This is a genomic window from Mycobacterium sp. GA-0227b, from assembly GCF_001499855.1.
Taxonomy (GTDB): Bacteria; Actinomycetota; Actinomycetes; order Mycobacteriales; family Mycobacteriaceae; genus Mycobacterium.
Genome location: NZ_LQIK01000031.1, coordinates 165,793 through 185,195, shown reverse-complemented (window position 1 = coordinate 185,195; position 19,403 = coordinate 165,793). Strand labels below are relative to the sequence as shown.

The following is a 19,403-nucleotide window of genomic DNA, read 5'->3' as shown; positions in this document are numbered from 1 at the left end:
AGTCGTCTCCATTGCGATCACCCGCGAAAACCGGAGTCGGCGGGACGCGAAAGCCCCCGCGTCACGGGGGCTTTCGGCTGAATAGGGCTATTTGGCCTTTTCGAGGATCTCCACGAGCCGCCAGCGCTTGGTCGCCGACAACGGGCGGGTCTCCATCAGCGACACGCGGTCGCCGATGCCCGCGACGTCGTTCTCGTCGTGCGCCTTGACCTTCTTGGTGGTGCGGATGATCTTGCCGTACAGCGGATGGCTTTTACGATCTTCCAGCTCGACCACGATGGTCTTCTGCATCTTGTCCGACACCACGTACCCGATGGCCGTCTTGCGGCGGCCCCGCTGCTCTTCCTTGCGCGGGGTGCGCCGCGGACCAGCCTGAGTGCCTTTGTCGTTCTTTTCTTTTTGCGCCATTACGAATCCTCACCAACGGGTCCGGAGGCCAGACCCAACTCACGTTCACGCAGCACCGTGTACACGCGCGCAATCTCCTGACGCACCGTGCGAAGCCGGCGGTTGTTGGACAACTGGCCGGTCGCCATCTGGAAGCGCAGGTTGAACAACTCTTCCTTGGACTCGCGCAGCCGATCCTTCAACTCGTCGTCGGTCAGCTCGCGCAGTTCGCCCGGCGTCACTCCCACTGCCATCAGAAGTGCTCCTCTCGGGTAACGATGCGTGCCTTGATCGGCAGCTTGTGGATCGCGCGGGTCAGTGCGGCCCGGGCGGTCGCCTCATCGGGGTAGCTCAGCTCGAACAGCACGCGACCCGGCTTGACGTTGGCCACCCACCACTCCGGCGAACCCTTCCCGGAACCCATGCGGGTTTCGGCCGGCTTCTTGGTCAACGGGCGGTCCGGGAAGATGTTGATCCACACCTTGCCGCCACGCTTGATGTGCCGGTTGATCGCGATACGCGCGGATTCGATCTGCCGGTTGGTGATGTAGGCGTGCTCCAGTGCCTGGATGCCGTAGTCACCGAAGCTCACCGTGGTGCCACCGCTGGCGATACCGCGCTGCCTCGGGTGATGTTGCTTGCGGTGCTTGACCTTGCGGGGAATCAGCATTGTCAGCTCTCCGTCTTTTCAGTCGTCGTCTCCGCCGCAGCTCCGGCCGCGGCTTCGGTTCCCGCAGCGGCCTCGGCGGCGGCGGGCGCAGCTTCGGTGGCGGCGCGGCCGGCTTCGCCGCCGGAGGCGGCACGACCGGCTTCCGTGCTCGTCGCGGTGGTGCCCGACGCGCCGCTACGGCGCGGCCGGGTGCCCGAAGGACGTTCGCGGCGTGGACGATCCGAGCCCGCCGGCACCGCGGCCGCCAGCTCGCGCTTGCCACCGACGATGTCGCCCTTGTAGATCCACACCTTCACGCCGATGCGACCGAACGTCGTCTTCGCCTCGTACAGGCCGTAGTCGATGTCGGCGCGCAGCGTGTGCAGCGGCACGCGGCCTTCGCGGTAGAACTCCGAGCGGCTCATCTCGGCGCCGCCGAGACGGCCCGAGCATTGCACCCGGATGCCCTTGACATTGGGCTGGCGCATCGCCGACTGGATGGCCTTGCGCATGGCGCGGCGGAACGCCACGCGGTTCGAAAGCTGCTCGGCGACACCTTGGGCCACCAACTGAGCTTGCGACTCAGGGTTTTTCACCTCGAGGATGTTCAGCTGCACCTGCTTACCGGTCAGCTTCTCCAGGTCGGCGCGGATGCGGTCGGCTTCGGTCCCACGGCGGCCGATCACGATGCCCGGGCGGGCGGTGTGGATGTCGACTCGGACTCTGTCGCGAGTCCTTTCGATCTCCACATCGGCGATGCCTGCGCGCTCGAGACCGGTAGCCAGCAGCCGTCGGATCGCCACATCTTCCTTGACGTAGTCCTTGTACTGCTTGTCGGCGTACCACCGGGACTTCCAGTCGGTGGTGATACCGAGCCGGAAGCCGTGGGGGTTGATTTTCTGGCCCACTACTCCGAGCCCTCCTTCGCGTCTGACGCTTCAGCAGTCTTCTTGGGGGCTGCCTTCTTCGCGGCTGCCTTCTTGGCCGGTGCCTTCTTGGCGGGCGCCTCAGCCGTGCTCGATGTCTCCTCCGGGGCGGCTGCGGACGCCTTGTTCGCGGGCGCCTTCTTGGCCGCCGCCTTGCTGCCCTGTGCGCGACGCGCGCGGGCTGCGCTGGCCGTCTGGCCGGTGCCACGCTGTTCCCGGCTCGGCCTGCTTTCCACGATCACCGTGATGTGGCTGGTGCGCTTGCGAATCCGGAACGCGCGGCCCTGGGCGCGCGGGCGGATGCGCTTGGCGGTCGGACCCTCGTCGGCGTAGACGGTGGCGACCACGAGCGTGGACGGATCCAGGCCCTCGTTGTTCTGCGCATTGGCCGCGGCACTCGCGATGACCTTGGCGACCGGCTCGCTGGCCGCTTGCGGTGCCCACCGCAGGATGTCCAGCGCGTCGGACACCGATTTGCCGCGCACCAGGTCGATGACCCGGCGCGCCTTCGTCGCCGACACGCGCACGAAGCGCGCCTTGGCGACGGCGGTCGGATATTCAGTCGTCGTACTCATTACCGGCGCTTAGCCTTCCGGTCGTCCTTGATGTGACCCTTGAACGTGCGGGTCGGCGCGAACTCGCCGAGCTTGTGCCCGACCATCGCCTCGGTGACGAACACCGGGACGTGCTTGCGGCCGTCGTGCACCGCGAAGGTGTGCCCGATGAAGTCGGGGATGATGGTCGACCGACGTGACCAGGTCTTGATGACCTGCTTGGTGTTCTTCTCGTTCTGAGCGTCGACCTTCTTGAGCAGATGGTCGTCGACGAACGGACCCTTCTTCAAACTACGAGGCATCGCTGCTACTCCTTCCGCGGCCTAGCGCTTCTTGCCGGTGCGCCGGCGTCGGACGATGAGCTTGTTGCTCGACTTGTTCGGCTTGCGGGTACGGCCCTCCGGCTTACCCCACGGGCTCACCGGGTGGCGACCACCGGAGGTCTTACCCTCACCACCGCCGTGCGGGTGGTCGACCGGGTTCATCACGACACCGCGGACGGTGGGGCGCTTACCCTTCCACCGCATGCGGCCGGCCTTACCCCAGTTGATGTTTGCTTGCTCGGCGTTGCCCACCTCGCCGACGGTCGCGCGGCAGCGCACGTCGACGCGGCGGATCTCACCGGACGGCATACGCAGCGAGGCGTAGCTGCCTTCCTTGCCCAGCAACTGGATGCTGGAGCCGGCGGACCGGGCGAGCTTGGCGCCGCCGCCGGGACGCAACTCCACCGCGTGAACCAGGGTGCCCGCGGGGATGTTGCGCAGCGGAAGGTTGTTGCCCGCCTTGATGTCGGCGTTGGGACCCGACTCCACGATGGCGCCCTGCTTGAGTCCCTCGGGGGCGATGATGTAGCGCTTCTCGCCGTCGAAGTAGTGCAGCAGCGCGATGTTCGCGGTGCGGTTCGGGTCATACTCGATGTGCGCGACCTTGGCGTTGACACCGTCCTTGTCGTTGCGCCGGAAGTCGATCACCCGGTAGGCGCGCTTGTGCCCGCCGCCCTTGTGCCGTGTCGTGATGCGGCCGTGGGCGTTTCGCCCGCCCTTGCCGTGCAGCGGCCGAACCAGCGACTTCTCCGGATGGTCGCGAGTGATCTCAGCGAAGTCGGAGACGCTGGCACCGCGGCGACCGGGGGTCGTCGGCTTGTACTTGCGAATTGCCATGATTCTCTAGGTCTTCCTCCGTCGCCGGCCTGAAAAAATCAAGCCGGTGCTCCGAACAGGTCGATGGGCTTGCTGCCCGCGGCCAGCGTCACGATGGCGCGCTTGGTGTTCTTGCGCTTGCCGTAGCCGGTGCGGGTGCGCTTGCGCTTGCCCTGCCGGTTCGCGGTGTTCACCGAATCGACCTTGACGCCGAAGATCTTCTCCACCGCGATCTTGATCTGCGTCTTGTTCGAGTCGGGGTGCACGATGAACGTGTACACGTTGTCTTCGATCAACCCGTAGGACTTCTCGGAGATGACCGGGGACAAGATGATGTCGCGGGGGTCAGTGACGGTCGCCATCAGGCCGACACCTCCTCTTTGTCCTTCTTGGTATTCGCGCTGATGTAGCTGTTCAGCGCTTCCACGCTGAACACCACGTCATCGGCCTTCAGCACGTCGTGGGTGTTGAGCTGATCCGGTGAGATCACGTGCACGCCGGGGAGGTTGCGCACGCTCTTGGCACCCGTCTCATCGGTCCGGCCGATCACGACCAGCACCTGCTTGCGATCGGTGAGCGTGGCAAGGAACGCCTTGGCGCTCTTGGTCGACGGCGTCTGGCCCTCGATCAGCTCCGTGACCGCATGGATACGGCCGTTGCGGGCCCGGTCCGACAGGGCTCCTCGCAGCGCTGCGCGGATCATCTTCTTCGGAGTGCGCTCGCTGTAGTCACGCGGTTTGGGGCCGTGCACCGTGCCGCCGCCGGCGAACTGCGGCGCCCGGGTCGAGCCCTGCCGGGCGCGGCCGGTGCCCTTCTGCCGGTACGGCTTCTTGCCGCCGCCGGAAATCTCACCGCGCGTCTTTGTCGAGTGGGTGCCCTGCCGCGCCGCGGCCAGCTGCGCCGTCACCACCTGGTGCATCAACGCGATGTTCGCCTCGACATCGAAGAGCTCGGCCGGTAGTTCTACCGAGCCGTCCTTCGTACCGCCCGGGGTGTGGACGTCGATCTTGAGTGTCTTTTCGGCAGCCATTACTTCTCGCCTCGCTTGATTGCGCTGCGGACCATCACGAGCCCGCCGTTGCGGCCGGGGATGGCGCCCTTGATGAGCAGCACGCCATTCTCGGCATCGACCTTGTGCACCAGCAGGTTCTGCGTCGTCACCCGGTCGTTGCCCATCCGCCCGGACATCCGAGTGCCCTTGAACACCCGGCCCGGGGTGGCGCAGCCACCGATGGAGCCGGGGCGGCGGTGCACCGCCTGGGCGCCGTGGCTGGCACCTTGGCCACGGAAGCCGTGGCGCTTCATCGTGCCGGCGAAGCCCTTGCCCTTGCTGGTGCCGGTCACGTCGACGTAGGTGCCGTCGGCGAAGATCTCGGCGGTCAGCTCCTGACCGATCTCGTATTCAGCAGCGGCGGCCTCGTCATCGAGCCGCAGCTCCGCCAGATGCCGGCGCGGGTTGACCCCGGCGGCCGAATACTGCCCTGTCACAGGCTTGTTCACTTTGCGCGGGCTGATCTCGCCGTAGGCCAGCTGCACCGCGCTGTAGCCGTCACGCTCCGTCGTGCGGATGCGCGTCACAACATTGGGCCCGGCCTTGACGACCGTCACCGGCACGACCCGGTTGTTCTCGTCGAACACCTGCGTCATGCCCAGCTTGGTGCCCAGAATTCCTTTTCTCGCCATGGTTTTCTGGAATCTCCTACTGAATGTTGACGTCGACGCTGGCCGGCAGATCGATGCGCATGAGCGCGTCGACCGTCTTCGGCGTGGGGTCGAGGATGTCGATCAGCCGCTTGTGGGTGCGCATCTCGAAGTGCTCCCGCGAGTCCTTGTACTTGTGCGGGGACCGGATGACGCAGTACACGTTCTTCTCGGTCGGCAGCGGCACAGGGCCGACCACGCTGGCGCCGGTTCTGGTGACCGTTTCCACGATCTTGCGCGCCGAGGCGTCAATCGCCTCGTGGTCGTAGGCCTTGAGCCTGATGCGGATCTTCTGTCCCGCCACGCTTCTCCTACCTCACTCATACAGGGCCCGAAATCGGGCCGCCGGCAATCGAGCCTCGCGCTGCTATGCCGCCGCTGTTCTTCTGTCTGTGGTCCACCGGTCCCCGCGGTCGGGTGTGTCGCCCGCACGCACACTCGTCCGCGGCGAAAATCGTCACGATCGAGAATGGCACCGGATGCGCCCGGTTGGGCGCCGGTCGTATGCCCCGGCCACGCGGTCCGAACAGGCACCGTCCCGGCTCAAGGCAACCCGAACAGTATGCCCTAGAAAACGGCACGCTCCAAATCCCTGGCCACGGGAAACCCGGCGACGCCGGTGTCGCCGCGCCGACATCATCTTACCGGTGAGTAAGGTACTCCCACATGGCCGCCCCGACCTCCACATACCGTGCATGGAAACGCCTGTCCGCGATGCCGGGCGGCACCCGGCTGTTCTCGGCCGCGGCGATCGCGCGGGTGCCGTATTTCGCCTCCATCGTCCCGCACGTCGTGCGAATCGAACCCGGCTACGCCGAGGTCAGGGTGCCCAAGTGGTTCTTCATCCACAACCACCTGCGCACGGTGCACGCAATCGCGTCGTGCAACGCCGCCGAAATGGCGATGGGCATGTTGATGGAGGCCACCGTGCCGACCAGCCACCGCTGGATCCCCAAGGCGATGAACGTCGAATATCTGGACAAGGCGACCACGTCGCTGCGCGCCCAGGCGCGCCTGGCGCCGCCGGACTTCAGCTCGATCACCGAAGGCGCCGATGTCGTGGTGCCCGTGAGCGTGGTGGACCGGGCCGGCACCGAGGTCGTACACGCCGACATCACCTGCTGGGTCACACCCGCCTGATCATCGCCGGCTCAGCTCGGCAGGCTCTCCCAGAACGCGCACTGATGCCGCTGTTCGAAGTCGGTGACGACGTGGCTGGCGTCCGGTTGCAACCGCATTCGCTCACCCGCCTGCGCTGTCGTGAGTTCCGGCCAGTCCGGCCCCGGTGAACCGGTCGCGACGAATCGCGCCCAGTAGTCGAGCATTTGGTCGGACAGCCGCTGTTGGGCGGGGCTCAGCGGGGGCGCGCCGCCGACGTCGAACAGATACCGCAGCTCGAGCGAATGGGCGGCCCCGACCGGGAACGGCGCTTCGCGCAACGGCTCTGGCGCCGGCGCCTCGTCGTCGGCGAACTCGTAGGCGTAGACGGGTTGGCCGGACAGTGCATCGGCCATCCGGTCGGCCACGCAGGCGAAGTCGGCCGCCGTCACGGCTGCCGAGTAGGCCAGTGCGACGTTGCCGCCGTACCGGTCGGGCGGGTAGTGCGCCGACACGGCGGCCGCGTGCGGCCCGAAGACCTCGGCGAGCAGTTCCGGGTAGTGGGCGGCGTCGAACGGGCGCCCGCGCAGAAACTGCAACGCTGCGAACAACGCGAACTCGTCTTCGGTGGTGCCGATCATGACCGGCACCCGGGCGGCCTTCCCGCTGGTGATCGCGGAGAACGAATTCTCCGGCAGCGCAGGGGTTCCCGCCACCGGGCCGCTCACTCGTTCGGTCCCGAACCCGGCATACGTCAACGGGGCCCGGAATCGGTCCGCGGGCAGCGAGCGAAGACACTGCGCGGCGACAAGCGGATCGGCGCATCCGATTCCGGCGGCGTAAGCGGTGCTGGCCTGCTGTGCGGCCGGCAGGTCGTATTGCGCCTGACACGGCGCGCTCTGGATGATCGCCGCGCTGAACAGGCCCTGGGACCCGGGTGCGACGAGGTGGTCACACACCGCCATTCCGCCCGCCGATTCGCCCGCGATCGTGACTTTGTCCGGATCGCCGCCGAATTCGGCGATGTTGTCGCGCACCCAGCGCAGCGCCGCCTGTTGGTCGGCCAACCCGTAGTTGCCGACGTCACCGTCGGAACCGAATGCAGGGTGGGCGAGGAAGCCGAGGGCGCCGAGGCGGTAGTTCATCGTGACGACGACGACACCGCGACTGGCCAGCTGCCGCGCCCGGTAGATGTCGCCGCTGCCGTTCAAAAAGCTGCCGCCGTGGATCCATACCATCACCGGCCTCGCGTCGCCGGCGGGTGGCGGCGTCCAGACGTTGAGGGTCAGGCAGTCCTCGCTGGGCGGACGATGGTCGACGTCGGAACTCGTGTCCTGGATGCAGCGCGCGCCCGGGCGGGTCGCGTCGCGGAATCCCGTCCAGGGGGCGACCGGTGCCGGCGGTTGCCAACGTAACGCGCCGACTGGTGCTGCGGCGTAGGGGATTCCGGCGAAGTACCGATGATCGGCGGCGACGGTCCCGCGGACCGCACCCGCAGCGGTCTGCGTCACCCCGGGATCGACGGGCACACCTTCGGCGGCCGTTTCTTTGCCCGCGCATCCCGCGAGCAGACCCGCGACGGCGAACAGCACCGCGGTCGCCCGGAGTCGACGGGGGCATCGCAAGGGCACGAACGCCGAGCCTACTGAGCAAGTTGGCCGCGGCCCTTTGCGACGTGGCGCCCGTCACATAGACTGTCGACTTGACACGCGTCAAGTTTGTCCGCAGCCCGGCAGTGAAGGAGCCCCGATGAGCACCCCGACGATGGATGACGCCGCGAAGGTACTGGCCGACCCGAAGGGCTACGCCGACGACGCGCGACTCCACGAGGCGCTGTCGTATCTGCGGGCCAACAATCCGGTGGCGTGGGTCGACAACCCGCCCTACCGGCCGTTCTGGGCGATCACCAAGCACGCCGACATCATGACCATCGAGCGCGACAACAACCTCTGGCTGTCCGAGCCGCGGCCGTTGCTCGCGACGGCCGAGGCCGACGACGTCCTGAAGGCGCAATTGGAGGCGGGTATCGGGCTGCGGACGCTGATCCACATGGACGACCCGCACCACCGCAAAGTGCGTGCGATCGGCGCGGACTGGTTCCGCCCCAAGGCGATGCGCGCGTTGAAGGTCCGCGTCGACGAACTGGCCAAACGCTACGTCGACAGGATGCGCGAGATCGGTCCGGAGTGCGACTTCGTCACCGAGATCGCGGTGAACTTCCCGCTCTACGTGATCATGTCGCTACTCGGCCTGCCCGAAGAGGACTTCCCCCGCATGCACATGCTCACCCAGGAGATGTTCGGCGGCGACGACGAGGAGTTCCAGCGCGGCCAGAAACCCGAGGACATGCTCGCGGTGCTCGCAGACTTCTTCAACTATTTCGCCAAGCTCACCGCGTCGCGGCGGGCCAACCCGACCGAGGACCTCGCGTCGGCGATCGCGAACGGCCGCATCGACGGTGAACCGTTGTCGGACATGGACACCGCGTCCTACTACGTGATCGTCGCCAGTGCCGGGCACGACACCACCAAGGACGCCATTTCCGGCGGGCTGCACGCTCTGATCGAGAACCCCGACGAACTGGACCGGCTGCGGCACGATCCGGACCTGATGCCGACAGCCGTCGAGGAGATGATCCGGTGGTCGACGCCGGTCAAGGAGTTCATGCGCACTGCAGCCGAGGACACCGAGGTCAGGGGTGTGAACATCGCCAAGGGTGAATCCGTTTACCTCGCTTACGTTTCCGGCAACCGAGACGAAGAGGTGTTCGACGAGCCGTTTCGCTTCGACGTCGGCCGCGACCCGAACAAACACGTCTCATTCGGCTACGGCGTGCACTTCTGTCTCGGCGCCGCGCTGGCGCGGATGGAGATGAACAGCTTCTTCACCGAACTCATCCCCCGCCTGGAGTCGATCGAGTTGGCCGGCGCCCCCGAACTGACCGCCACCACCTTCGTCGGCGGCCTCAAGCACCTCCCGATTCGCTACTCGCTCAGGTGACGCCGTCCGGCTTCTTGGCGTGTGTGGCCAAGAAGCCGTCGACGGCCGCCTCGGCGCACGCCCGGTAGTCGAAATCGGCCACGGTCGACAGCTTGCCGAGAACCAACGGGCCGATGAGCAAGGCGATGGCCCGCATACGATCCACCTCGTCGAGTTCCTCGGCCGCCTGCGCACTGTCGAGGATCGCGTCGAACGGCACCGAATACAGCTGGATGATCCGCGCCCTGAGAGTGCCGACCGCGTCCGAACCCGCTTGCTGCGCTTGGGGATATGTGTCGACATCGGGTCCGGAGGCCATCCACGTCATGGCCGTGATCATCGCGGGCACCTCGGCGATCGACTCCGCCCAGCCCACCACCACCGCGATCAACCGATCCCGCAGACTGCCTTCGGCGGGCGGCATCGGCGCCGGGTTGAGCAGGCTCATGAACGCCGCGGCCATCAGATCGTTGGCGCTGGAGAAGTGGCGATACAGCGTGGCCCGCGCCACGTTGGCGGTCCGGGTCACCGCGTCGATCGTGACGGCGTTCGGCCCCCCGGACCGCAGCAACGTCGTCGCAGCGTTGAGCAGGCGGGCCCGGGAGCGGGCCGGCCGCGGATCAGTACTCCCGCCGCTCATCGTTTGATCCCCTCCGTTGTCTCGAAGCACGCTCGTCCGGCCCCGCCCAGGATATCGACGCCTCGACCCTGCTGCTGGCAGCAGTTCGCTTTCGTCAGCTCCGACCGCGCGGTCAGACGACGAATCCGGCCGCCCGATGTCCGAGCATGACGATCGTCGCGTGCGGGCCCCGGCTGGGGATCGCGGGCAACACCGACCCGTCGACCACCCACAACCGGTCGACGCCCCGCACGCCGCACCGCGAATCGACCACCGCCGCCTCATCCCCGTCGGCGCCCATCGGCGCGGTCCCCGACAGGTGCTGCGATGTCGACCACGTCACCGGACCGAGTTCTGTTGTCGCACCGATGAGTTCACGAGCGAGCTCGGTTCCGGTCTCCAGTTTCGCGATGTCGTCGGGTTCGGTGTCGTAACGATGTTCGATGGCCGGAGGGGTATCGGGGTCGTCGGTGACGACGCGCACCCGTCCTCGAGATTTCGGCCGCATCAACGTCACCCCGATGTGGGGATGGTCACCGGGATCGTCGCGGCGGCCGCTCACCATCGCTCCGAATCCCGCCGTATACGGGCGGATCTCGAGGGAATCTTCTGTGGTCAACACCGCCTCCAGCGGAGGCAGTCCGTGTGTTTCCGACCAGCTCACCGGTAGTACCCATTCCGGGTGGTCCGACGTTTGCGTGCCCACCGGCAGATCGACGGTCACCGGTATTCCCGCCGCCGCCAGAACGTCACTCGGGCCGATGCCGGACAGCATCAGAAGGTGAGCCGAGCCGATTGCGCCTGCGCACAAGACGATTCGGTCGGCGTCAAGGTCGACGGCGCCTTGCTGGCCCACGCAGCTCACTCCGACCGCACGGCCGGCGACGATCAGGATTCGCTGGACGCGGGTATTGGCGAGCAGGGTGAGGTTCGCCCGGTCCATCGCGGGTTGCAGATGGGCACCGCCGGGGCCGACGCGGGTGCCCTGGTGGATGTTCAGCGGCACCGCTCCCACTCCGGGGCGCAGCGGCGCGTCGGGCGTCGACCCGTTGAGATCATCGATCCACGGGTGACCCGCGGCGGTGGCGGCGTTCACGAAAGACGCTGTGCATCCGTCGAATTCGGCCACCCGCCGGATCAGTATCGGACCCTCCGACCCGTGTATCGCGTTGTCGAAGTCCAGATCGGTTTCGATGGCGCGGAAATGGGGCAGCACTTCTGTCCAGGCCCATTCGGGGAGTCCCCAGCCGTCGAAGTCCGACGGCAGTCCTCGGCAGAAGTAGCCGCCGTTGACCGCCCCGGATCCCCCCACCACGGCGCCGCGCATGATCTGCGCATGCCGTGGCGGGTCGACGGTCAGCGTGGTCGGAAATCGTCGCACCACAGAACTGGCGGCCCCGATCGGCAGCCGAAGCCCGTCGCTGATCTGCGTCAGCACCCGAGGGTCCGACGGTCCCGGGCCCGATTCGACGACCGTGACCACGCACGACGGATCTGTGGAGAGTCGGTCGGCCAGAACGGAACCGGCGCTGCCGGCACCGACGATCAGGACGTCACTGCGCACGCGAGGAGCAATAGATTCACTGCGCACGCGAAGAGCGTCGTTTCAGGTCCGGATCTGGGGTTTGAGCGCGCCGAGATGTCGCTCGCGGACCACGCCGGCCCACAGCCCGGTGCCGTAAGCGATGTCGTCGAGGCGTTTGAGGACGATGTAGGTGAGCAGCCCGACCCGTGGGGTGTCGTCCTCGGCGCTGCCGTTGCGCGCCAACCAGTCGACGATCCCTTCGATGACCGCGGCCAGCAGCACCACCTGCCGACACCGCCTGGACAGCAGCGCGGCGATCAGGGCCAGCGGCCAGTAGTGCCGACAGATCGCCGACGCGAGCTGCATGGCGGCGGACCACAGTCCGTGCGCCGCCACCACCGCGACATCCCTGGGCTCGGTTTCGACGCTGGACAGCGACTTGGCGATGCGGCGGCCGGTGACGGTCGCAACGATGATCGAGGCCAGGTACCCGATCGATGAGCCCATCGCCATCAGCATCCATGCCAGCAGCGTCCAGCCCGAGATCACCAGCGGAGCGGTCTTGCCGGGATGCCGGACCGACAGCGGCGCGGCGGCTTCGCCGTAGAAAGACCTGCGCGAGAACCACTCTCGCAGTTGCGTGCGATGGTCGTGCGCGACCAGCGCGATCGGTTCGTAGCGCAGACGCGTCCCTGACTCGATGAGACGCCAGCACAGGTCGACGTCTTCGCCTGACCTCAGCGTCTCGTCGAAGCCGCCGACCTCGCTGAGCATGGACCGGCGGCAGATGATCGCGGCGCTGGGGACGTAGGACACCGTGCCGTACGGCATCACCGGGGCCTCCCGCAGACCGAGGTCGAGCGACGACCGCACCGCCTCGTACCGGGCGACCACGTTGTCGGGTTCACGCAAGCCGACGATGCGGGGCGCCACCAGCCCCACGGCGGGATCGCAGAAGTGGCCGAGCAGCGCCTCCAGCCATCCACGCCGCGGCACGACGTCACTGTCCAGGAAGGCCACGAAGTCGGTGTTGCACGCCGCCAGGCCGGTGTTGCGGGCCGCCGCCGGTCCCCTGCTGCGGTCGTGGCGAAGCACCAGCACGTCGCCGTGCAGATCTGTGAAGTCGGACCGCTCGAGCGGGGTGGCCGAGCCGTCGTCGACGACGATGACACGAAGGCCGCGCACCGCTGTGAGCAGCCGGCGCACGCCAGAAGCATTGTCGCGCACCGGTATCACCACGGTGACATCCCGGTGGGACGGACCGCTGGCGGGCCGTGGATGTGCCACGGTCGCATCGAGCAGCGCCCGTGCCACCTGCGCGCTGACCGCGTCGTGCACCTCGAGCCGACCGCCGCTGAGCATGGTCTGCGCGGCCGGCGCCAGGCGCAGAAGACGGGTCGGGGAACCGCCGAGGAGGGCGGACCCTTCACCGAGCACCTTCACCCGGCGATCGACCTGGACGGCGAAGCCGTCGGGTAGCCGCGGTCCGGTCATGTCAACATTCCGTCGCGGTCAGGTACCCAGCGGGTGATCCGTCGCAGGCATGCCTCGACCATATCGGGAAAGATCCGGGCGCCGTCTTCCTCCGTCGCGGTGGTGGGGTCGCCGAGCACGCCGACCTCGCTCACCGCGGCGACGCCTGACCGTCGCAGTTCCGGAATGAGTTCGCGAAGGGGCGAAACATTGCCGGGCACCGTTTCGTGGATACGAACGTCCTGCGGCGAAATATGTAGCAATACAGACGTTTCGGTGTGACCGGCGTGCGCATCGGCGCCCGCCACGGTGCACGAGCACCAACCTGCATCGCGGCCCTCGTAGCGCAGCAAAGCCGTCGCCGCCGCCAACGCCTCGACGTTGCCTCCGTGACCGTTGACGAAGACCAGCCGCGAAGCCCATCGCGATGCGGACCGGCCGTACTCCACCAGCAACAACCGCAGCGCAGCCGTGCCGATCGACACGGTGCCGCTGAACTCCTCGTGCTCACCGCTCGCGCCGTAGCCGATCGCGGGCGCGATCATCCAATTCAATTCATTGCGGCCGGCCAGTTCGCCAGCAACGGCTCGAGCGACGGCCGTCGCGATTCTCGTGTCGGTGTCCAGCGGTAGATGCGGACCGTGCTGCTCGGTGGAGCCGACGGGGACGAGCAGGGCTGACGGGGTGCTCTGCAGCTGCTTCGACGTCGCATTCGCGAGCTCGCTGACAGATGGCACCCGCCGATGGTAGGCCGAATTCACCTGTCGTGCGCCAATTGTTGGCGCATGCGCAGCAATTCATTCGGTGGAATTTTCGATACCACCATCGACACCGTCCCGCCAGCCTCGTGCGTCCCGCCTCTACCAGCGAGTTCCCTCGGACGCCGTCGCGGTCAAGCGGTCGGGCCGCCGGGCACGCCGAGTGCCCGGACGAAGTCGGGCGGAACCAGGATGTCCTCGGTTTCGAGATCATGCACCGACGCGCGACCCAGACCCATCAATGCAGAATCGATGCCGCCGCGCAGGACGTCGAGCACGTTCTCGACACCGGCCTGGCCGTTGGCCGCGAGGCCCCACAGGTATGCCCGGCCGATCATCACCGCACGAGCGCCGAGCGCGACGGCCTTCACCACGTCGCTGCCCCGGCGGATGCCGCCGTCGAGCAGCACCTCGACGTCGTCTCCGACCGCCTCGGCGATCGCAGGCAGGGCACGGATCGATGCCGGTGTCCCGTCCAGGTTGTTGCCACCGTGGTTCGACACGGAGATCGCCGAAACCCCGGCATCCACAGCGCGTTTGGCGTCGTCAACCCGCATCACCCCCTTCAGCATGAAGGGACCGCCCCACAGCTCGCGAAGCCACGCGATGTCTTCCCAGGTCGGCGGGGGCGTGCCCATCCACTCGCCGTAGGCGGCGAAGAACGGCGGGCCCGGCTCGCCGCGCGCCGCCTGATTGGGCACCCGCAGGTTCGGCGGCCGCAGGGTCTTGCCCCATTGCCACATCCAACTCGGCCGGGTCAGTCCCGTCGGGAGCATGCGCACGGTCGTGCGCAGATCCATCCGCTCGGGGATCTTCGGGCTGCCCCAGTCGCGGCCGTGCGAGAAGCTCCAGTCGGTGGTCACGATCAGCCCGACGGCGCCCGCCTCGCGGGCCCGCTCGACCCTGGCCGCGATCGCGTCCCGGCCACCGAGCCAGTAGACCTGGAAGAAGAGCTTGGGGTTGGCCGCGATCACCTCTTCGATCGGCTTGCTGGCGAAAGACGACAGACCCATCGCGGTGCCGCGGGCGGCTGCTGCGCGTGCGACCGCGACCTCGCCTTCGGGGTGGACCGCCTGCACCCCCGTCGGCGAGATCAGCACGGGTAGCGAAATCTCTTGTCCCATCACGGTGGTGGCCAGGTCGCGCTTCTCGGTCGCCCCGATGACGTGCGGCGCGAAGCCCAACTCGGCGAAGGCGTCGACGTTGTCGGAAACCGTCACGCCCTTCTCGCTCGCGGCGATCAGCGCCGAGTACACCGGCTTGGGAAGCCGACGCTTGGCCCGCTCCTGAGCGGCGGCGACTGTTTCGAACCACGTGTCAGCCATGATCACACCGGACTTTCGTTGCAGAATCGGGCCGGGGGTTTGGTCAGCAGCTTGAGGGCCACCGGACCTTGTTTGGTTCCCCTGGAGTGGTCACCACTGGGTTTGGGTTTGACGCGCTCCCGTTCCAGGGCAGGGGCACCCCAGCCCTCCACGCATTCGGGGTCAGGGCCGTCCAGTGGCAAACCGGTGAAGAACTTGGCGGCCATGCAGCCGCCACGGCAGCTGTCGTAATGGCCGCAGCTTCCGCACGCACCTGCCGACTGCGGCTCGCGCAACTCGCGGAACAGTGGTGCGTGCTGCCAGACGTTCTGAAAACCACCGTCGGACAAGATGTTTCCGGCCAGGAAGTTGTCGTGGATGGCGAACGGGCAGGCGTAGACGTCGCCGACGGGGTCGATGAGGCAGACCACCCGGCCGGCGCCGCACAGGTTGAGCCCGGCCAGCGCGCCGGGCGCGCCCAGTCCGGACAGGTGGAAGAACGAGTCGCCGGTGAGCACTCCGTCCCCCTTGGCCACGAGCCAGTTGTACAACTGTCGCTGCTGGTCGGCGGTCGGGTGCAGGTCGTCCCAGGTGTCGGCGCCGCGGCCGGAGGGGCGCAGTCGCGTGATCCGCAGTGTGGCACCGTACTGCGCTGCGAGAGCGGCGAATTCGTCGAGCTGGTCGACGTTGTGGCGGGTGACGACCACCGAGATCTTGGCGTCCTTGAAGCCGGCGTCGGCGAGGTTCTGCAGCGCCCGGGTGGCCATCGCGAACGAGCCGGTGCCACGCACGGCGTCGTTGACCTCCGCGGTCGCGCCGTCGAGCGAGATTTGCACATCGACGTAGTCGCTGGCGGCCAGCCGAGTTGCCACCTCGGGCGTGATGCGCACGCCGTTGGTGGAGAACTTCACGCCGACGTGATGGGCGGTGGCGTAGTCGACGAGTTCCCAGAAGTCCGAACGCACGGTCGGCTCGCCGCCGCCGATGTTGACGTAGAACACCTGCATGCGCTCGAGTTCGTCGATGATGTCCTTGCACTGCTGGGTGGTCAGCTCACGCGGGTCGCGCTTGCCCGACGACGACAGGCAGTGCACGCACGCCAGGTTGCACGCGTAGGTCAGCTCCCAGGTGAGGCAGATCGGGGCGTCGAGGCCGTGCTCGAACTGCTCGACGAGCCGAGGCACGGGCTGGGCGGCCGGGACGAGCGCCGAATTGGTGGCCGGCGCGAGCGCCGAATCAGTGGACGTCATTGCGGGACCAGCATTTTCGATTGGGCAAGCACAGAAAGTGCGTGCAGGTACGGTGCCTGCTGCGCGTCGTCGATACCGGCGGCGCGGCAGGCGGATCGGACGTCGGGGTGGTCGGACAGCGCGTTGACGACGTCAACGATCGTCCGGTTCTTCAGGAATGACAGCTTGCGCGTTCCGAAGTGGTAGAGCAGCGCCCCGAACGGCTCCGGCCGCACCGCCACCTGGTGGTGCAGCCGCCAGCCGTGTTCCGGATCGAACACCGGGCCGGGGCCCGAATCCAACCCCGTTCGGGACGCCGCTCTCGACGAAGCCACGGTCAGTAGACCCCGCACATCCCGTCGATCGACACCTCTTCGACCAGCGTCTCGGTGACGAGTTCGTCGGCTTGCACCTGCTCATTCGGTTCCATGGGCTTGCCTTTCTCGGGGCGCTTTCGCTGTTCTCGACAATTGTGATCGAGATCGCAATATTATGGCATCGGGTGCCAGAATGGAAGAGGGCCCCGGAAGAGGAGCGCGTATGGGCTCGGAAGCCCCGCATCGAGTGGGCCGCCGGCGCGCGACGACGTGGGCGCACATCAGCAACGTGGCCATCGACATGTTCGCCGAGCACGGCTTCGACGAGATCAGCGTCGACGACGTCGCCGAGGCCGCGGGCATCGCTCGGCGCACGCTGTTTCGCTACTACCCATCCAAGAACGCGCTGCCCTGGGGCGATTTCGACGCTCACCTCGAGCATCTGCGAGAACTGCTCACCGACCTCGATCCGAGCGTGCCGATCCGCGATGCGTTGCGCACAGCGCTGTTGGCGTTCAACACCTTTGACGAGGCCGAGACCGCGCGCCACCGACAGCGCATGCGGGTGATCCTCGAGACCGCGGCGCTGCAGGCCTACTCGATGACGATGTACGCCGGCTGGCGCGGCGTCGTCGCGGGGTTCGTCGCCCACCGGCTCGGCACCGCGGCCGGCGACCTCGTGCCACAGACCGTCGCGTGGACGATGCTCGGCGTGGCGCTGTCCGCCTACGAACACTGGCTGGCCGACGAGTCCGTGTCGCTGGCCGAGGCGCTGGGTGCGGCGTTCGACGCGGTAGCCGACGGCCTCGATGCGCTCGGCTGAGCGGCGCGGCAGAATTTTTTTCGATTGGGGCGTCGGAGTTCAGTCCCCCGCGGCGACGATAAGGGTGTGAGCGCCGAACCGGATGGCACCGACGCTCCACGGGCACTGCTGGCGCTGTACGACGAGGCGCTGCCGGTTGTGTACGGATACTTCGTCCGGCGCTGCGGTGACCGTGGAACCGCCGAAGACCTGACGTCGGAGACGTTTCTGGCGGCGATGGATGCCGCCCGGAAGACGGCTCCACCGCCGATGAGCGTGCCGTGGCTGATCGGGGTGGCGCGTCACAAGCTGGCCGACCACTACCGGCGCCGCCGCGACCGGTTCAGCATCCCCGTCGCCGAACTGCCCGAGCCCGCAGAGGCGGCCGACGATTGGGATGACGAACTCGACCGCATCGTCGCCGAAAGCGTGCTGGCCAAGCTGCCCGAGCAGCATCGGACGGTCCTGGCGCTGCGCTACATGGACGACTGCTCGGTGCCCGAGTGCGCCGAGCTGATCGGCCGGACGGTCCACGCCACCGAGGCGCTGCTGGTGCGGGCCCGCAGGGCGTTTCGAGCTCACTACCCCGAACCGGAAGGAGGGCGGTCGTGAACAACAGCCACGATCCGCTGGCCGTGCTGCACGGCGACGAGCTTCCGGTCGCACCCGATCCCGCGTTCGCCGCCCGGCTGCGCGCACGCCTGGAGTCGGCACTGTCTCTACCCAATCGGACACAAGGAGTTCAAATGAGTGACACCGATACCGCGATCGCCGAACTCACCGAACCGTCGATCGCGACATCCGTCGTACCCCGCAGCGCCGCGCTGCCATACCTGACCGTCAGCCCGGCGCGCGACGCGATCGCCTGGTACGTCGATGCGTTCGAGGCGCGGGTGGTCGGCGATCCGATCGTGATGGACGACGGCCGCATCGGCCACGCCGAGCTGGAGATCTCGGGCGGCGTGTTGTACCTGGCCGACGAGTATCCCGAGCTTGGCCTCAAATCACCTGCCCCGCAGGCTGCTTCGGTATCCCTGATGCTCGAGGTCGCCGATACCGACCGTGCGCTGGCGCGGGCCAGGGAACGCGGCGCGACGGTGCAGCAGGACGTCGGTGAGGCGCACGGTGCGCGCAGCGCGACCATCGTCGACCCGTTCGGCCACCGCTGGATGCTCAGCGGGCCGTTGACCGGCTCGGCGGTGCCGATTCAGCACGGCGACGTCGGCTACGTCTCGGTGTGGGTGCCCGACGCCGAGCGTGCCGCGGCGTTCTACGGCCACGTTCTCGGCTGGAGCTACGACCCGGCGACACACCAGGTGACCAACACCGATCAGCGGATCGGCATCTACAGCGTCGCAAGTGCCCAGGGAATGCTGTGCTGCTACGCGGTCACCGACCTCGACGGCGCACGACAGTCCATCGTCGACGGCGGCGGCGTGGTCGGCCAGACCCAGGAGTTCGACTTCGGCACCGTTCTCGACGCCACCGATCCCGCCGGTGCTGCGTTCGCGGTGTTCCGGCCGGCGCCCGGCACGCCGCGGCCGGCGCTCAATGGCACTGGGCCAGGCGAACTTTCGTACATCACCTATCAGGTCCCGGATTCCGCCGCGTTCCGGTCGTTCTACGGGAGGGTCCTGTTCTGGACGTTCGAGCCGGGCCACGTCGACGACGGCTGGGGGGTGCGCGAAACCCATCCGATGGCGGGGTGCGCCGGCGGCAACGCCGAGGCGGTGACCGTCCCGATGTGGACCGTCGCCGACATCGACGCCGCGGTGGCGCGGGTGCGTGAAGCGGGGGGCACCGTCATCGAGGAGCCGTCGCAGCAGTCGTACGGGCGCTCGGCGCTGTGCACGGACGACCAGGGCACCCGCTTCTACCTCGGCCAGTTCTAGTGGTGATTTCGGTGTCCGAACGCTCGCTCAGCGACTGTTCAGACACCGAAA

The 19,403-nt window shown here is 67.5% G+C and carries 25 protein-coding genes; 5 read left to right on the top strand and 20 right to left on the bottom strand.

Annotation, left to right across the window (positions count from 1 at the left end):
* Nucleotides 1-87: 87 nt before the first annotated feature.
* The 11 genes from rpsQ to rpsJ are packed head-to-tail and all read right to left on the bottom strand — an operon-like array spanning nt 88 to nt 5,660.
* Nucleotides 88-408, bottom strand: coding sequence for a 30S ribosomal protein S17 (gene rpsQ / locus AU185_RS20150; protein WP_082683991.1), 321 nt, complete (start codon nt 406-408; stop codon nt 88-90).
* Complete coding sequence (gene rpmC / locus AU185_RS20145; protein ID WP_059101354.1) at nt 408-641, bottom strand: 50S ribosomal protein L29; 234 nt, start codon at nt 639-641, stop codon at nt 408-410. The genes rpsQ and rpmC overlap by 1 nt, the downstream gene beginning before the upstream one ends.
* Nucleotides 641-1,057 (bottom strand): 50S ribosomal protein L16, encoded by a 417-nt coding sequence (gene rplP, locus AU185_RS20140; protein ID WP_059101353.1) that lies wholly within the window; start codon nt 1,055-1,057, stop codon nt 641-643. Before rplP ends, rpmC begins: the two co-directional genes overlap by 1 nt.
* A gap of 2 nt (nt 1,058-1,059) precedes the next feature.
* The gene (rpsC, locus tag AU185_RS20135) at nt 1,060-1,944 is read right to left on the bottom strand and encodes a 30S ribosomal protein S3 (RefSeq protein ID WP_059101352.1); all 885 of its coding nucleotides are present in this window, start codon (nt 1,942-1,944) and stop codon (nt 1,060-1,062) included.
* On the bottom strand, nt 1,944-2,537 hold the full coding sequence (rplV, locus tag AU185_RS20130) for a 50S ribosomal protein L22 (protein ID WP_059101351.1): 594 nt from the start codon (nt 2,535-2,537) through the stop codon (nt 1,944-1,946). The genes rpsC and rplV overlap by 1 nt, the downstream gene beginning before the upstream one ends.
* Nucleotides 2,537-2,818, bottom strand: a complete 282-nt coding sequence (gene rpsS, locus AU185_RS20125) for a 30S ribosomal protein S19 (protein WP_007167837.1) — start codon at nt 2,816-2,818, stop codon at nt 2,537-2,539. Before rpsS ends, rplV begins: the two co-directional genes overlap by 1 nt.
* 21 nt (nt 2,819-2,839) lie before the next feature.
* On the bottom strand, nt 2,840-3,676 hold the full coding sequence (gene rplB / locus AU185_RS20120; RefSeq protein WP_059101350.1) for a 50S ribosomal protein L2: 837 nt from the start codon (nt 3,674-3,676) through the stop codon (nt 2,840-2,842).
* 38 nt (nt 3,677-3,714) lie between these two features.
* The gene (gene rplW / locus AU185_RS20115) at nt 3,715-4,017 is read right to left on the bottom strand and encodes a 50S ribosomal protein L23 (protein WP_059101349.1); all 303 of its coding nucleotides are present in this window, start codon (nt 4,015-4,017) and stop codon (nt 3,715-3,717) included.
* Nucleotides 4,017-4,685, bottom strand: coding sequence for a 50S ribosomal protein L4 (rplD, locus tag AU185_RS20110; protein WP_059101348.1), 669 nt, complete (start codon nt 4,683-4,685; stop codon nt 4,017-4,019). The genes rplW and rplD overlap by 1 nt, the downstream gene beginning before the upstream one ends.
* A complete protein-coding gene (gene rplC / locus AU185_RS20105) occupies nt 4,685-5,338 on the bottom strand; it encodes a 50S ribosomal protein L3 (protein WP_059101347.1) in 654 nt (217 codons plus the stop codon). The genes rplD and rplC overlap by 1 nt, the downstream gene beginning before the upstream one ends.
* A gap of 16 nt (nt 5,339-5,354) precedes the next feature.
* Nucleotides 5,355-5,660, bottom strand: coding sequence for a 30S ribosomal protein S10 (gene rpsJ / locus AU185_RS20100; protein ID WP_003883485.1), 306 nt, complete (start codon nt 5,658-5,660; stop codon nt 5,355-5,357).
* 362 nt (nt 5,661-6,022) lie between these two features.
* On the opposite strand from rpsJ, the gene AU185_RS20095 reads away from it, so the two are divergent.
* The gene (locus AU185_RS20095; RefSeq protein WP_059101346.1) at nt 6,023-6,496 is read left to right on the top strand and encodes a hotdog fold domain-containing protein; all 474 of its coding nucleotides are present in this window, start codon (nt 6,023-6,025) and stop codon (nt 6,494-6,496) included.
* An 11-nt stretch (nt 6,497-6,507) separates the two neighbouring features.
* Here AU185_RS20095 and AU185_RS20090 read toward each other — a convergent pair whose 3' ends face one another.
* A complete protein-coding gene (locus AU185_RS20090) occupies nt 6,508-8,085 on the bottom strand; it encodes a carboxylesterase/lipase family protein (protein WP_502687995.1) in 1,578 nt (525 codons plus the stop codon).
* 118 nt (nt 8,086-8,203) lie between these two features.
* Here AU185_RS20090 and AU185_RS20085 point away from each other — a divergent pair, with 118 nt between their 5' ends.
* Complete coding sequence (locus AU185_RS20085; RefSeq protein WP_059101345.1) at nt 8,204-9,454, top strand: cytochrome P450; 1,251 nt, start codon at nt 8,204-8,206, stop codon at nt 9,452-9,454.
* Here the strand turns inward: AU185_RS20085 and AU185_RS20080 are convergent.
* The 8 genes from AU185_RS20080 to mftA all read right to left on the bottom strand — a co-directional run bounded on the left by AU185_RS20080 (nt 9,447) and on the right by mftA (nt 16,771).
* The gene (locus AU185_RS20080; RefSeq protein ID WP_059101344.1) at nt 9,447-10,073 is read right to left on the bottom strand and encodes a TetR/AcrR family transcriptional regulator; all 627 of its coding nucleotides are present in this window, start codon (nt 10,071-10,073) and stop codon (nt 9,447-9,449) included. The genes AU185_RS20085 and AU185_RS20080 overlap by 8 nt on opposite strands.
* Nucleotides 10,074-10,185: 112 nt before the next feature.
* Nucleotides 10,186-11,616, bottom strand: a complete 1,431-nt coding sequence (gene mftG, locus AU185_RS20075; RefSeq protein WP_059101343.1) for a mycofactocin dehydrogenase MftG — start codon at nt 11,614-11,616, stop codon at nt 10,186-10,188.
* A 42-nt stretch (nt 11,617-11,658) separates the two neighbouring features.
* Nucleotides 11,659-13,071 carry a mycofactocin biosynthesis glycosyltransferase MftF gene (gene mftF / locus AU185_RS20070; RefSeq protein WP_059101342.1) on the bottom strand — a complete coding sequence of 471 codons (1,413 nt, stop codon included), beginning with the start codon at nt 13,069-13,071 and terminating at the stop codon, nt 11,659-11,661.
* Nucleotides 13,068-13,811 carry a mycofactocin biosynthesis peptidyl-dipeptidase MftE gene (gene mftE, locus AU185_RS20065; protein WP_059101341.1) on the bottom strand — a complete coding sequence of 248 codons (744 nt, stop codon included), beginning with the start codon at nt 13,809-13,811 and terminating at the stop codon, nt 13,068-13,070. The genes mftF and mftE overlap by 4 nt, the downstream gene beginning before the upstream one ends.
* 131 nt (nt 13,812-13,942) lie before the next feature.
* On the bottom strand, nt 13,943-15,133 hold the full coding sequence (gene mftD, locus AU185_RS20060) for a pre-mycofactocin synthase MftD (RefSeq protein WP_059101340.1): 1,191 nt from the start codon (nt 15,131-15,133) through the stop codon (nt 13,943-13,945).
* 2 nt (nt 15,134-15,135) lie between these two features.
* A complete protein-coding gene (mftC, locus tag AU185_RS20055; RefSeq protein WP_156425608.1) occupies nt 15,136-16,362 on the bottom strand; it encodes a mycofactocin radical SAM maturase in 1,227 nt (408 codons plus the stop codon).
* Nucleotides 16,359-16,676 carry a mycofactocin biosynthesis chaperone MftB gene (mftB, locus tag AU185_RS20050; RefSeq protein ID WP_059101339.1) on the bottom strand — a complete coding sequence of 106 codons (318 nt, stop codon included), beginning with the start codon at nt 16,674-16,676 and terminating at the stop codon, nt 16,359-16,361. Before mftB ends, mftC begins: the two co-directional genes overlap by 4 nt.
* Before the next feature lie 2 nt (nt 16,677-16,678).
* Complete coding sequence (mftA, locus tag AU185_RS24865) at nt 16,679-16,771, bottom strand: mycofactocin precursor MftA (RefSeq protein ID WP_067217694.1); 93 nt, start codon at nt 16,769-16,771, stop codon at nt 16,679-16,681.
* A 110-nt stretch (nt 16,772-16,881) separates the two neighbouring features.
* On the opposite strand from mftA, the gene mftR reads away from it, so the two are divergent.
* The 3 genes from mftR (at nt 16,882) to AU185_RS20035 (ending at nt 19,352) form a co-directional block, all read left to right on the top strand.
* Nucleotides 16,882-17,481 carry a mycofactocin system transcriptional regulator MftR gene (gene mftR, locus AU185_RS20045; protein ID WP_059101338.1) on the top strand — a complete coding sequence of 200 codons (600 nt, stop codon included), beginning with the start codon at nt 16,882-16,884 and terminating at the stop codon, nt 17,479-17,481.
* A 66-nt stretch (nt 17,482-17,547) separates the two neighbouring features.
* On the top strand, nt 17,548-18,072 hold the full coding sequence (locus tag AU185_RS20040; protein WP_059101337.1) for an RNA polymerase sigma factor: 525 nt from the start codon (nt 17,548-17,550) through the stop codon (nt 18,070-18,072).
* Nucleotides 18,069-19,352 (top strand): VOC family protein, encoded by a 1,284-nt coding sequence (locus AU185_RS20035; RefSeq protein WP_059101336.1) that lies wholly within the window; start codon nt 18,069-18,071, stop codon nt 19,350-19,352. The genes AU185_RS20040 and AU185_RS20035 overlap by 4 nt, the downstream gene beginning before the upstream one ends.
* Nucleotides 19,353-19,403: the final 51 nt, after the last annotated feature.

Coding starts and splice junctions, on each gene's coding strand:
- rpsQ (WP_082683991.1), bottom strand. CDS start 408: ATGGCGCAAAAAGAAAAGAACGACAAAGGCACTCAGGCTGGTCCGCGG.
- rpmC (WP_059101354.1), bottom strand. CDS start 641: ATGGCAGTGGGAGTGACGCCGGGCGAACTGCGCGAGCTGACCGACGAC.
- rplP (WP_059101353.1), bottom strand. CDS start 1,057: ATGCTGATTCCCCGCAAGGTCAAGCACCGCAAGCAACATCACCCGAGG.
- rplV (WP_059101351.1), bottom strand. CDS start 2,537: ATGAGTACGACGACTGAATATCCGACCGCCGTCGCCAAGGCGCGCTTC.
- rpsS (WP_007167837.1), bottom strand. CDS start 2,818: ATGCCTCGTAGTTTGAAGAAGGGTCCGTTCGTCGACGACCATCTGCTC.
- rplB (WP_059101350.1), bottom strand. CDS start 3,676: ATGGCAATTCGCAAGTACAAGCCGACGACCCCCGGTCGCCGCGGTGCC.
- rplW (WP_059101349.1), bottom strand. CDS start 4,017: ATGGCGACCGTCACTGACCCCCGCGACATCATCTTGTCCCCGGTCATC.
- rplD (WP_059101348.1), bottom strand. CDS start 4,685: ATGGCTGCCGAAAAGACACTCAAGATCGACGTCCACACCCCGGGCGGT.
- rplC (WP_059101347.1), bottom strand. CDS start 5,338: ATGGCGAGAAAAGGAATTCTGGGCACCAAGCTGGGCATGACGCAGGTG.
- AU185_RS20095 (WP_059101346.1), top strand. CDS start 6,023: ATGGCCGCCCCGACCTCCACATACCGTGCATGGAAACGCCTGTCCGCG.
- AU185_RS20085 (WP_059101345.1), top strand. CDS start 8,204: ATGAGCACCCCGACGATGGATGACGCCGCGAAGGTACTGGCCGACCCG.
- AU185_RS20080 (WP_059101344.1), bottom strand. CDS start 10,073: ATGAGCGGCGGGAGTACTGATCCGCGGCCGGCCCGCTCCCGGGCCCGC.
- mftF (WP_059101342.1), bottom strand. CDS start 13,071: ATGACCGGACCGCGGCTACCCGACGGCTTCGCCGTCCAGGTCGATCGC.
- mftD (WP_059101340.1), bottom strand. CDS start 15,133: ATGGCTGACACGTGGTTCGAAACAGTCGCCGCCGCTCAGGAGCGGGCC.
- mftC (WP_156425608.1), bottom strand. CDS start 16,362: ATGACGTCCACTGATTCGGCGCTCGCGCCGGCCACCAATTCGGCGCTC.
- mftA (WP_067217694.1), bottom strand. CDS start 16,771: ATGGAACCGAATGAGCAGGTGCAAGCCGACGAACTCGTCACCGAGACG.
- mftR (WP_059101338.1), top strand. CDS start 16,882: ATGGGCTCGGAAGCCCCGCATCGAGTGGGCCGCCGGCGCGCGACGACG.